This window comes from Paenibacillus sp. CMM36 (genome assembly GCF_053570945.1).
This window is the reverse complement of record NZ_JBSEDY010000007.1, coordinates 40,152-53,011: the sequence shown is the minus strand read 5'-3', so window position 1 is coordinate 53,011 and position 12,860 is coordinate 40,152. Positions and strand designations below refer to the sequence as shown.

6 protein-coding genes are annotated in these 12,860 nt (G+C 41.6%); all 6 read right to left on the bottom strand.

The window, feature by feature from the left end; all coding sequences use genetic code 11:
• Positions 1 to 30: 30 nt before the first annotated feature.
• The 6 genes from ACWA2B_RS15475 to ACWA2B_RS15450 all read right to left on the bottom strand — a co-directional run bounded on the left by ACWA2B_RS15475 (position 31) and on the right by ACWA2B_RS15450 (position 12,780).
• On the bottom strand, positions 31 to 4,662 hold the full coding sequence (locus tag ACWA2B_RS15475; protein WP_342434394.1) for a type I polyketide synthase: 4,632 nt from the start codon (positions 4,660 to 4,662) through the stop codon (positions 31 to 33).
• Complete coding sequence (locus ACWA2B_RS15470; protein WP_449292369.1) at positions 4,638 to 7,658, bottom strand: type I polyketide synthase; 3,021 nt, start codon at positions 7,656 to 7,658, stop codon at positions 4,638 to 4,640. The genes ACWA2B_RS15475 and ACWA2B_RS15470 overlap by 25 nt, the downstream gene beginning before the upstream one ends.
• On the bottom strand, positions 7,639 to 9,939 hold the full coding sequence (gene fabD / locus ACWA2B_RS15465) for an ACP S-malonyltransferase (RefSeq protein ID WP_029514837.1): 2,301 nt from the start codon (positions 9,937 to 9,939) through the stop codon (positions 7,639 to 7,641). Before fabD ends, ACWA2B_RS15470 begins: the two co-directional genes overlap by 20 nt.
• Positions 9,933 to 10,913 (bottom strand): acyltransferase domain-containing protein, encoded by a 981-nt coding sequence (locus ACWA2B_RS15460; protein WP_029514835.1) that lies wholly within the window; start codon positions 10,911 to 10,913, stop codon positions 9,933 to 9,935. The genes fabD and ACWA2B_RS15460 overlap by 7 nt, the downstream gene beginning before the upstream one ends.
• Before the next feature lie 104 nt (positions 10,914 to 11,017).
• A complete protein-coding gene (locus ACWA2B_RS15455) occupies positions 11,018 to 12,064 on the bottom strand; it encodes a methyltransferase (protein ID WP_029514834.1) in 1,047 nt (348 codons plus the stop codon).
• Positions 12,046 to 12,780, bottom strand: a complete 735-nt coding sequence (locus tag ACWA2B_RS15450; protein WP_029514833.1) for an aspartate/glutamate racemase family protein — start codon at positions 12,778 to 12,780, stop codon at positions 12,046 to 12,048. The genes ACWA2B_RS15455 and ACWA2B_RS15450 overlap by 19 nt, the downstream gene beginning before the upstream one ends.
• Positions 12,781 to 12,860 lie beyond the last annotated feature (80 nt).

Sequence of the window (12,860 nt, the reverse complement as noted above, 5' to 3'; positions counted from 1 at the left end):
TTCTATAATTGAATTCTTCCAAGAACATAATCAGAATCCGATCTGAATAGCAGGATATTCATTTGACACCGTTACCAGCCCCCTGATACGTATGCATACCTTCCCCTGCTCGTCACACATTTCTACATCCAGTGACGGTATACAATCCTCATTCCCCCTATTGGGAGCATATTGAAGCTTAGCCCACATATTGGATGTGCAGGAATGATAGATGTCAAGTTCTTTTATGGACACAGGATGATAGGATATGTCAGCATGGGAACGTTTATTTTCCATGTGAGTCTGCCATATCGCAGACAATTGGGTAATTGCATGAATCAAATTAGGATGAACCGCATATGACTGTATGGATTCAGACATATTGTGTGGTAATGACAGCCTTACTAGGATCATATCCGCACCTGCGTAAATATCCCCAATTTCCGGCAGGTGATCAACAGACAATAACAGCTGTTGATTGCAATCCATACGCGCGGCCTGTAAATCAACATAATTAAGGTCCATGCTATCTTTCAGACTGGCATAACCTTGACTAAATATTTCCATTTCTTGCTCTTGCTTTCCGGCCTGATAAATCTCAAAGCTGATTTCATCGTGATCCTCGGCATAGAGTGCGATGGTTACTTGAATAGTTGCTGTTTGAATTAAAACGGGGCTTCCCCAAACAATATTTTCCAATTGAATATATTTATGCTCTTCCGCTTGGGTTTCGGTTGACCACTTTACTGCCGCTCTTGCCATTTCTACCAAGACCTCTGCAGGAACAATCTTATAGTCGGCCCCCTGTTCTTCCTTCACAAAAAATTCCTGCCCGGTAAAAGCTGTGCAAAACCGCTGCTCCGATAAGATAGAAGTATTTTCATGCAGTAATGGATGTAGACGGGATACACGCTCTTCTTTTGTGATTTCTTCTATTTTTGTGACTGGCACCCAATATCGTTGTTTTTCAAAAGGGTACGTAGGAAGCGATACTCGCTGCGGTCTGGTATGAGAATGCAACAATGTCCACTCAATATCCAGACCTTTCACCCATAACTGGGCAAGCTTTTCCAACTTCTTTTTGCTCAGGAGCAGGTTCATAAACGCAGCGCCCTCTTCTCCCTCTATCAAAACCTGCAAAGAGGAATTACTTAACTTTACATTTCCCGTGTGAACATTTTCTATATTGCTTTTCGCTTGAAGATACAGATCTAGTTTCCCCACCAACTCCCCGATACTTGACGCAACCACAGCTAGTCTTTCCTCCATAGCTTCTCTGCCGATCTGGAGCGTAAAAGCGATGTCACCCATATTGGCTTCAGGTTTTAATAAAAATGTACGAATTTCCTCAATATAGTGACAAAGTGTGTCTTTGTTCTTGGCTGAAAACAAGAAAATTTGTGGTTCATTTGGTTTACGACCATAGCTCTGTTTATATTCTTCTACAACCATATGGGCATTTACCCCACCAAAACCAAAGGAACTTACACCTGCACGTCGAGGAATATCATATCCTGTCTTTTCCCATTTTTTCGTGTTTTCTACAATGTAGAACGGACTATTTTCCAGTTTGATATATGGGTTTTGTTCCTTATAATGTAATGTTTTAAGTAGCTTTTTGTGCTTCAAGCAAAGTACAATTTTGATTAGACCTGCGATACCCGCTGCTGATTCCAAATGACCTATATTTGTTTTTACTGTACCTATCCCGCAATGGGTTTTATCCGTTGGTTGCCGTCCCCAAGCGGTATATAATTCATCAAAAGCTTTTTTCAGTCCGTTAATTTCAATTGGATCGCCCAAAGATGTTCCCGAACCATGTACTTCTATATAGCTCACAGTGGAAGGGTCCACTCTTGATTTCGTCCATGCATCTACGATTAAATCTGCCTGTGCATTTGGATTGGGTGCAGTAAGTGAATTGGCACGGCCTCCATGATTGACCGCTGTTCCTCTAATCACCGCATAAATATGATCACCATCCCGTCTGGCTTGTGAGAGGGGCTTTAGCATCACCGCTGCACTCCCTTCCCCCCGAACATATCCATTCGCTTTCTTGTCAAATGTCTTGCATCTTCCATCTTCAGACAACATTCCGGCTTTGGCCAAAGCAATATATAGATTGGGACTCGCCAATACGTTCACGCCACCAGCAATAGCAACTTCACATTCACCACTACGCAAGCTTTCCACAGCGCGGTGTATAGCAACCAAAGAGCTTGAACAAGCCGTATCAATGGGTTCGCTTGGGCCATGAAAATTCAGTAAATATGAAATACGATTGGTTAGAATGGAGTTAAACAGTCCTGTCGGTGTGTACGCCTGCATTTCTATCTTGTGCTCTTTTAACAAATCGTCATAATCAGAGCTTCCAGCACCAACAAAAATCCCCGTTCTGCTGCCGGACAATACAGAAGCTTTGTAACCTGCATCTTCAATTACTTTCCAAACGGTCTCTAAAAATATTCTCTGACGCGGGTCCATTAATTCTGCTTCGCGGGGGGAAATACCAAAGAAAAAGGCATCAAAAGCATCTATGTCTTTCATAAAACCGCCCCATCTAATATTCGTTTTCCCCATTTCCTTGGTCGGATCGCCATCATATTCCTCCCAATTCCATCGATCTGGCGGAATTTCGGTAATCAGATCTTTTTCTGCCTCCAGATTCAACCAAAATTCGTTAAGATTATCTGACTGAGGCATCTTGCAAGCAACACCAATAATAGCAATCGGTTCATTTGCGTTCTCAAAGGCTTGAGCAGGAATATTCGATGGAATATCCGCTGGTTCTACTACTGCTTCTTTCGCGGATTCATCCGAGTGGAATGAAGAAGTTGAAGAATTGACAGTATATAAAGAAGCCACTCGTTCTGTATAGTTATCTTTTAAATAAGAAACAAAAGAGCCCATATTCACAAATTCATAGAATACAGGCGGAGTCAACTCCAAGTGAAATTTTTGATTGACCCGATTAATAAAATCAGTGGTAGAAATGGAATCAAATCCATATTCGCTGTAGTCGGTATCCATTTCAATCGTATCTTTATCAACGAATAGAATGTCCGAAGTAATCATTCGGATATCCTCGCACAAGCCACGGTAAATCATCTGTTCATCCGATTCAGAAAGTTGCCCCTTCGCCGAGAATTTCTCCTTAATACTAGAAGTGGAGTTAAACAATTTTATTTTTTTCGACGGATTCTCTTTTAAAACAATCATCTGATCTCCCGACATATGTAACGCATCTTCAAATGCTCTTATCCCTTCTTCAGTGGAGATGGGGAGAATTCCCATGGTATTCTCCATGAAAGCAAGGGTAGGGGCGTCTACTGTCATTCCACCTTCTTTCCAGAGTGGCCAATTTATCAATAAAGACTTTCCACTGCGTCCCTCCATCTGCAATATGCTTGTACGGTGATGAGCATAATAATCCATAAAGGCGTTTGCATATGCATAATCACACTGGCCTGCATTCCCTATGACCGACATAATGGAAGAGAACATTAGGAAAAAGTCCAGCTCTTCATGACGGGTCGCCTCATCCAGCCACACTGTTCCATACAGCTTAGCAGCCAGTACTTCCTCTATTTGATCAATAGACTTCCTCAAAATATACGCATCCCGCAGCACGCCTGCCGCGTGTATCACCCCATGAATATGACCAAATCTCTCTTTCGCCTTGGCAATCATTGCAATGCATTGTTCACGCAACGAAATATCTGCCTGCACATACAGAACACTTGCCCCACACCGTTCCCATTGCTTGATCTTTTGCTCATGTTCGGATGTGAGAGGCGAACGTCCTGCGATAACCAGACGAGCTTTGTACTTACTGGCCAAATATCCAGCGAAAATGGAGCCTAATCCTCCCAATCCTCCGGTAATCATGTAAGTACCTTTCTCCCTCAATGAAATGCTAGATGTACCTAATTCATTGATTAGTGACATATAACGTACAAACCGCTTTTGCTGCTGATAACGAATTTCAACCTCTTCATCATCCACAGAAAATTCACTTAACAATTGATCAAGAGATGTTTCAGCCGACTCACTAAGTTCTACAGTAGCATATATCAATGCAGGATTTTCTTTTCGAAGTGTTCTAGCAAATCCTGATACTGCCGCGTTCTGCGGCTGACCACTTCCTTGATAAACGTAAAGCAACTTACATCTCTTGGGCAAAGACTCCCTCATTAATGCTTTACTGAGGTAGAACAAAGAATAGATTCCACGCTCAAGTTCGGTTTGCAATTCTTCTTTTTCCGATACAAACCGTTGGTCCGACCAAGCGTAAATAAGGGCTTCGGCGGTCTGCTGGTTTTGTTTTATGGTGCTGAACAACATCTCATAGTGCTTCGGATTCAAAGGGTCTATTTCATAGATATCACCTTGCACAGAGCGATAGGCATCCCCTGGCTGTACAAGTACAGCCTTGATGCCGCGTTTTTTCAAGCTATTCCAAAGGCCGGTATCTGTACCGAAAACGATGACCTGTTCGGGAACTCCTCCGTCGGAATTGGGAAGACATTCTCTCCACAATGGCTGATAGTATGTGGTTGCTCGTTCCGTCGATTTCAAACTATCTCTGATTTTACGAATCTGCTCAAATCCTTTGTCTGAAGTCATCTTCCCTTCTTTGATCAAATGTAAAATCTCATCTATTGTGAATTGATCGTCTGACACCACGCATCCCCCATCTCCCTTTTGATGTCATCAATTTCCAGTTCACCTTTTTCAAGACTTTGCAGCAGTTGCTTAAGCTTCAAGTCCTCCAATTCGGAAGCATTGTTTACCAATACCTGCTCTTTTCGTCCATTGATCCGAAACGTATTCCGATCAAATGGGTACACTGGCAAGCCAATTTTATGATATGGCTTGTCTTGAAATAATCGGTACCAACGAATAGGTACACCTTTCAACCACAGCTGAAAAACACCTTGGTAAAACTGCGTAACTGTATCGATTGTTGCTCCAAAATGTATGCCAGGGTCAGCGACCGTATGGCAGCTGTCTATATATACAACCTCCACATCCGCTTGTTGTGACAAATCATGATCTACATTTTCTATCCTGCTGATCCATTCGGGATTCATAGCTACTTTCATTTCATTCTGATAGTATTTTTTCATTAATGGATATTTACGTTCAGGATGAATTTTCATCAAATTATTGTTTATAATTTCAACTGCTCGTTCTACTGTATTGGTTTGTATCATTATTTGCACAAGCGTTTCCTTGGGCAAAATCCCCTCATCTAGTAAGTCCATTATCTCTTCCAATCGTGATCCAATAATGAATTGTTGTTCCTCTAAATTCCACTTTCGATACAGCTTTCTCAGAGAACTCGCAAGCACAATCAAGAGTAAATCGTGGTTTACATTCCCTGTATTTAAAAGCTGCTCATCACACAATATACCGACAATACTGCAGCTTGTCTCTTTTTGGATGACCGATTCCCAATCGTCAATGTACCCTTTAAAGGTGTACTGTACAGGGTATAGCAGCTTGGATTTTTGGATATATGTTTGAAGTCCATTATCATTTGGTGACTTGGATACTGAAGAACCTGACTGTTCTTTTACTCCGTGTTCTGTCAAACTGATTAGATCATGGATATATGCTTCATTACATTGTAATGAAGCATAAATTTCACCTATAACTGGCTCCCGAATAGGAATAACAGGACAAGAAAACATTACGTCTTTTAGCTCGCATTTCCCCGTTTTTACAGCTAGTATATCCTCCAGTGTCAGAATGCCACTTATAGCCATCGCAACCCACCAGCCATCTTTATGTCCAGTTACGACGGACGGAGTCAGCCCAAGAGATATAAATGAAAAGGCGTATGCATACCCTGTAATTAACTGGTATAGTGATTTTTCTAGCCCAATCCAGGACTCCTGAAAGAAACCACTGCTTATTTTCCTGCCTACATGCAAGCTTCTTAATGTCTTCATGGCGTCATCGATAACCTGCTTGAATAAACTACATTCTACATATAATGGCTCAATATCTGCATAACTTTCCCAAGAGAGATTACTAATGTTCAGTTCCCATGAGCATTTCGTCGCTTTCATTTGAGGCAAATAGTCAGCCAACAGTTTCTCTTTCAATTCTTCTTTATGGTGTACCAGTATGCCACAACGATACTGGAATGCCTCTCTGCCCATTAGCAATACACTGCTTATATCGCTTAAAATGTGAGCTTTAAAATCTTCAGTGGTAACGAATGTCCTCCATGCCTCTTGTAAATTTTCCAATGCCTGAGGAGTCTTTGCAGATAAAACAAAAAATTCACTTCTATTTGTATTGAATACCTCGTCCGTCTCGGCGCCCTGATACTCCTCAAGCAATACATGGCTATTAACACCACCAAAACCAAAAGAACTGACACTGGCACGCAATGGACCGCCTTCCTCAACGGATTCCCAAGATGATAAACCATTTGCAGGGATAAACGGAGAGTTAGCCCAATTCACGATCGGATTTAGAGTCTTAAGATGGAGGGTTTTGGGGATTTTTCTGTGCTTCATCATCATTAACACTTTGATTATACCTGCTAGCCCTGCAGCACTCTCCAAATGGCCGATATTGGTTTTGACAGATCCAATCTTGCAAAATTGCTTCTTATCTGTAAATTCTCGGAACGCCCGTGTCAAACCCTCCAGTTCTATCGGGTCTCCCAATGAAGTGCCTGTTCCATGAGCTTCCACATAATTGACCATTTCGGGACGCAAATCTGCATCTTGATATGCACCTTTGATGACATCTTGCTGTGCCTGTATACGTGGAGCTGTAATCGACTGACTTTTTCCGGAATGATTGACGTCCGAACCTTTGATAATGCCATAGATATGATTTTGGTCTTTAACCGCTTCATCCAAACGCTGTAGCAAAAGAACAGCTACCCCGTCCCCAGGTACATAACCATTAGCATGGAGATCAAAAGCCCTGCACATACCATCAGGGCTTAGCATACGAGATTTTGAAAAAGAGACATATTTCCATGGATGAAGATTTAGATTCACACAAGCAACCAACGCATAGTCGCATTTCCTAAGCCTTAGAGCTTGCTTCGCTTCATGTACTGCAACAAGTGAAGAAGCACAAGCAGCATTGATAGTTTGACTGGCTCCCTGAAAGTCAAACGTATAGGAAATGCGGTTGGATAATAGGCTTTCAAAGTTGCCTAAACATGCATAACTGTCCATTCCATGCTCTGTATCTATCATCTCTTGACGATAATCCGTTGTCATAACACCTGCATAGACGGCAGTTTGTTTATGTTGAAGTGTGGCTAAAGAGATACCCGAATCTTCAATACAATGCCAAGTTTCCTCTAGCATTAATCTTTGCTGAGGATCCATATGAATAGCTTCACGAGGAGATATCTTGAAAAATTGATGATCAAAGTCATAAACATGGTTCAATATACCGCACCACTTACTTATGCTTTGGCCAGACTTGTCCATATCCATTGCATAATAAGTCTTCACATCCCAGCGATCAGGAGGAAGTTCCCGAACAGAGTCTACACCTTCTTCGAGGTTATTCCAAAATTGGTTATAATCATAAGCATCTGGAAAACGGCATGACATACCTACCACCGCGATATCTGCCTTTTTGGATCTCATCCGCCTCACTCTTCCCGATTGAACTTTACTCATAAACTGCTCCATGAAACGCAATAAATCTACGATTCAGTATTTGGGCTGTTTCTGTCATGATCTTGATGCCAATGTCATCTACATGACGATGCTGCCAGCGTTCCCATTTTGTACCTTTAACCCACTGATTAAATGAGCCCAGTGCTGGGCCGCATTGGATCTGATAATCGAGTCGATTGTCTGCTTCCCCACTGCAAGCTAAATACGACGAATAAGCAAAATACCACTTGAAAATTAAAGCCATTTTACGCTTGGGGTTTAGTTCCGCTTTTTCAATCTCCTGTTGTGGATAATGTCGTCTAACTTCCTCGTATACTTCATCAAAACTTCGCTTGAAATATTTTTCCTGAATTTGCTTCTGATCCTTATCACTAATCTCTTCCAATGAATTATATTGACGATATAGATCATAGAGCTTGTTAGCCCGTGCTGGAAAGAACACACCTTTTTTTAGAACTTGTACTTTGGCCCCTAATTCAAACATATCTCCTGCCGGAGCATAGGTCGTGTCCTGAATATTGATTTGTTCAAGCATATCTTTGGCATTATTGCTAGTACCTGCCTCCACAGTACATTGATTAATAGAACCGGTAACTATAAAATCGGCACCCAACATAAATGCAGCTGCTGCGGCTTCAGGAGTACCAATACCACCTGCTGCGCCGACCCTCACCTTTTTCTTGTATTCATACTTCTTCATCATGTCGTCACGTAACCTCGTGATAGCAGGCATTAATACGTAGGCTACTCCGCCATCTGTATGTCCTCCCGAATCAGCTTCCAGACATAGATCATCCGCCATTGCAACCTGAGCCAGCCTTTTCGCTTGTTCTTGCGTAATTTGACCAGCCTGGACCATTTTCTCCACTAATAAAACAGGGGCCGGACTCAGAAAGTTTTCCGCAACCTCCGGTCTCGATACCTTAGCGAGAACGCGGTTGCGAATCTCTACCGTTCCGTCCGGTTTATCGTATAAACCATTAGCACGATAGCGGATTAGTGACTCTGTTATATTAATAAATGCTGAAACTTCTATTTTACGTATTTCATATTTGAGATAAAGTTCCGTAAGATCTCTTTCTCTATCAAGCTTGCCGGGTGTATGTAAAAAATTCATTCCGTAAGCTTGTCCTTCATCCAACTCCTGCTGAATATATTGAATATCAGATTCAATCTGAGGAATAGACAACCCTCCAGTTCCCAAAAAGCCCATCATACCTGCTTTGCCCATCTTAACTACCATCTCTTTGGATGAAATCCCTTTGAACATAGCTCCGGTCAGATAGGCATATCTGATGCCATAATCCTTTCTAAACTCCTCAGAGCCGAGAAACTCTGGTGTAATCCCAGACACTAGCGGACTAGTAGGTGTCCTAGTGTCATTGGTTAGTTGAATTTGTTCAGACTCTTTATAATTCCATTCTTCCCGAGATAACGTAATGGGAGCAGCTCCCTGTTTGATTTTTTGCGTCAAACTTGTCAAAACATGACCTGGGCCAATTTCTCTGATTTCCACATGATCCAACCCCAAGAGAATCTGCACGGTCTCACACCATTTTACGGAACTTGTCATTTGTCGAACTAGATTTGATTTTAATTCTGACTTAGTGTAGGGTCTGGCACTAAAATTCGATATAACTGGTATTTTTAAATTAGAAAATGCAAACCCATCTAAATAAGCAGCAAATTTATTCCCTGCTTCCTCCATATATCTGGAATGAAAGGCTCCGCTCACAGTAAGTGGGATATAAGTAATGGTAGAAGTCGCCTCAAAAATCAACTTTGCCCGCCCCATATCTTCTTCTAATCCAGAAATCACTACTTGTTGTGGAGAATTCAGATTAGCTATATCTATGCCGTCCAGTCTATTCTGTGTTAAAGTTTGTTGGATATTGTTCATATCCATTCCTATAATGGCTGCCATTTTGCCACCAGCGGCGAGACTCATTAATTCTCCTCTTTTTTTCACCAACTTCAAACCTGTGGCAAAATCGAAGGCACCTCCAGCAAATAATGCATTATACTCCCCCAGACTGTGCCCTGCTACAATTTCGGGAGAAACACCACTTACTTGCAACGTTTTTAGATACATAAGTGCATTAACTGTGTATAAAGCAGGCTGTGTAAATTGCGTTTGTTGCAACTGATTGTACGCATCCACTAAACACAATTCCTCTATGGAATAACCAAGAATGGCATTAGCCTGCCGTGTAAGCTCAGGAAATTCCTCAAATAATCCTTCACCCATTCCTTTACGCTGCGAGCCCTGTCCAGGGAAAACAAATGCTAACATACGCCATTCTCCTTTGAATCAGCATAACGCCGTATAATGTCATCCAATTGATTACAGTCTTTATGAAAGGGTGTCATTATAGACAAAGCCGTTTGTTTTTGATTATATATAGGCAGATTTTTCACAATATTTACCAAGGTACCCGAAGGCCCCATATCAATATAGATGCCTTTCTTTTGTTCGTGTGTTATAGAACTTACTGCCTCAGCGAATCGGATCGGTTTACGGGCAACCTTCCAAAAGTAATCTGGCTCCAGTCGTCCAATAATTTTACCGTATACGCTTGATCCATAAGGAATCACAGGTTTATGTAGGATCTGCTCCTGCACATAGCTCAGGTATGGCTTCTCCGCGGGATCAATACAGGACGAGTGAAACCCATGCGAAACCGCGAGCCGTAAGCAGACAACTTCCTTGCTCTTAAGCAATTGCTCTACACGATCAATATTTCGGGCACTACCTGATACAATAAAATGTGATTGATGATTTACAGCTGCAAGTTCACAAAGCTCACGCAACAACGGATCAGACGAATATATATTCAAATTGTGCAGAATGGCTAACATTCCTCCTTCAGCACAGGTAGATTCAAGCAGCTCTGCTTGTCGAACGACCGCTTGAAGAGCCGTTTCCATGCTCCATACTCCTGCGGTTACCGTTGCTGCGTATTCTCCCAAGCTTGTTCCAATGACAGCATTCGGCTCAATTCCATGACTCAGAAATATCTTGGTGAGTGAGCATTCGACCATAAAAATCGCAATATGAGTGTATAACGTACGGTCAAAACGTTCTCCCACCCTACGGCCCGGGTCATAAATGATATCCAGTACTGACTCCCCGATAAGTCCGTATACCTGGTCATTTAATGTGTCCATACACACTCGAAACACATCATTATGTTTGTACAGCTGAATTCCCATGTGATAATACTGCGATCCCTGACCCGGATACATAAATACAACTGACTGATTCATACACAACACCACCTCCACTTGCAATGCATATGAAAAAAGTTATGTTCACCTTTTGATGAACATAACTTTACAAAACGGACTTTAGATTATCATAAAAACTATAATTATTGTTTTCGCTCACATTCAATAATGCAGAATTGATCTGAAGTGGGAATAACACGTGTAATTTGTAAACCGGATCGATGTATCAACACCTCGAATTCCGACTGAGTTCTAACGCCTCCACCCGGAGTGACGGCCAGAAACAGTAAATCCCGAATTACCTCTTCTTTTGTCGGATGCTTATCATCAACAAGCATCTCTATAATAATTAATTTAGAGTCATTTAACATCGCTGAACGTATATTACTGAGTGCGGACAGAACGTGCTCATCATCCCAATCGTTTAACGCTTTGCTGATAATATAGAGATTTCCACCAGCCGGAATCGTTTCAAACATATCTCCACCAATTAACTCACAACGTCCTGTCATATCTACAGAATCTATATATTCCTTTGCTCGCTCGATCGTTGATGGCAAATCATATAAAACCCCGCGACTATTTACATTTTCCTCTAGAATACCAGCCAATATTTGTCCTAGACCACCCGCAACATCCACAATGACATCAAACTCGTCAAATGAATATGAATTCAGTATTGTTGGTAAACTTACTTTTGAATATACTTCCATCGCACGGTTGACCACTTGCTGCTGCTCAATATTTATTTTCCCAGCTTCAAACCATGCGGAATTGTCGAATGCAGGCCGTCCGGTCCGGATGCTGTATCCCAAATTCATCATAGGTTCAATAATAAAATCCCCTAGCAAATAATTTGCAATGGGCTCAATCGATTGAGGGGTTTCCCCTGGTTGCAATGTAGCTCCATACGCAGTTACCTCGTAATTTCCAGATGCATCAACCTTAAGAAGATCCATGGCGACTAATGCTCTTAACAATCTTCGTAAAGAAACTGAGTCTAGCTCCAAATGAGTCGCTAACTCGTCGTTCGTTTTTTTCCCTTGCTGTAAACCTTTAAACACACCCAACTCTGTTGCAGTCTTAATCACAAACGAGAAAAAGTAACTACCAATATACCCCATAACACTAGCCTGTGGCGGTATAGATTGCGGCTTAACCTCAACTTTGTTCACATTTGTTGTTTCCATAGCGATAACTCCTCTCTAGTATTCGCACTTCCAAACATAAAGTCAATTCCACTGTCTGCATGCAATGCAGTAGTATCAAAAACAGGAACGCTGACATCCTTTTGATTAATAAGCAACGGAATCTCTGTGCAGCCCAGTATGACTCCCTGAGCACCTTCAGAGATTAATTTAAGGATAATGCGTTGGAACTTTCTCTTAGCTTCCGTGGTAAACAGGCCCAGCACCAATTCGCTGAAAATCACTTGATGTATATAATTGCGATCAGGCTGATCTGGAAGGATAACATCAATCCCTCTTTCTTCCAACTTGCGTTTATAAAATGTTTCTTTCATTGTAAAGTTGGTTCCGATAAGTCCAACCCGCTTAACGCCTGTTTCGGAAACTTTATTTGTAACTGCATCTGTTATATGAAGAAGAGGTATACGAATATGACGTTGTACTTCTTCCGCTACTTGATGAACCGAATTGCAACATATCAGCAGACAATCAGCCCCGGCTCTCTCAACTACGATTGCAGCATTGACTAATATTTCCGTAACATCCTGCATTCGATTAGCATTTACAAGAGACAAAACTTCCTCATTATTCAAGCTGTTTAGAATCAACTTGGCCGAATGAGTTTTTCCAAGCTGCTGATTAACACGCTCATTAATATACTTATAGTAAAATAACGTCGATTCATAGCTTAATCCACCGACTAACCCAATTGTTCTCATCTTCTGTTTCCTCCTTCAATGGTCTATCAGCTTCAACCACTGCACCTCCCTACCCTCGTGTCATATGTATATAAGAGTCG

What these genes read in the sequence shown, in the direction of transcription:
- ACWA2B_RS15470 (WP_449292369.1), bottom strand. Translation starts at nt 7,658, where the DNA reads ATGGAGCAGTTTATGAGTAAAGTTCAATCGGGAAGAGTGAGGCGGATG.
- fabD (WP_029514837.1), bottom strand. Translation starts at nt 9,939, where the DNA reads ATGTTAGCATTTGTTTTCCCTGGACAGGGCTCGCAGCGTAAAGGAATG.
- ACWA2B_RS15460 (WP_029514835.1), bottom strand. Translation starts at nt 10,913, where the DNA reads ATGAATCAGTCAGTTGTATTTATGTATCCGGGTCAGGGATCGCAGTAT.
- ACWA2B_RS15455 (WP_029514834.1), bottom strand. Translation starts at nt 12,064, where the DNA reads ATGGAAACAACAAATGTGAACAAAGTTGAGGTTAAGCCGCAATCTATA.
- ACWA2B_RS15450 (WP_029514833.1), bottom strand. Translation starts at nt 12,780, where the DNA reads ATGAGAACAATTGGGTTAGTCGGTGGATTAAGCTATGAATCGACGTTA.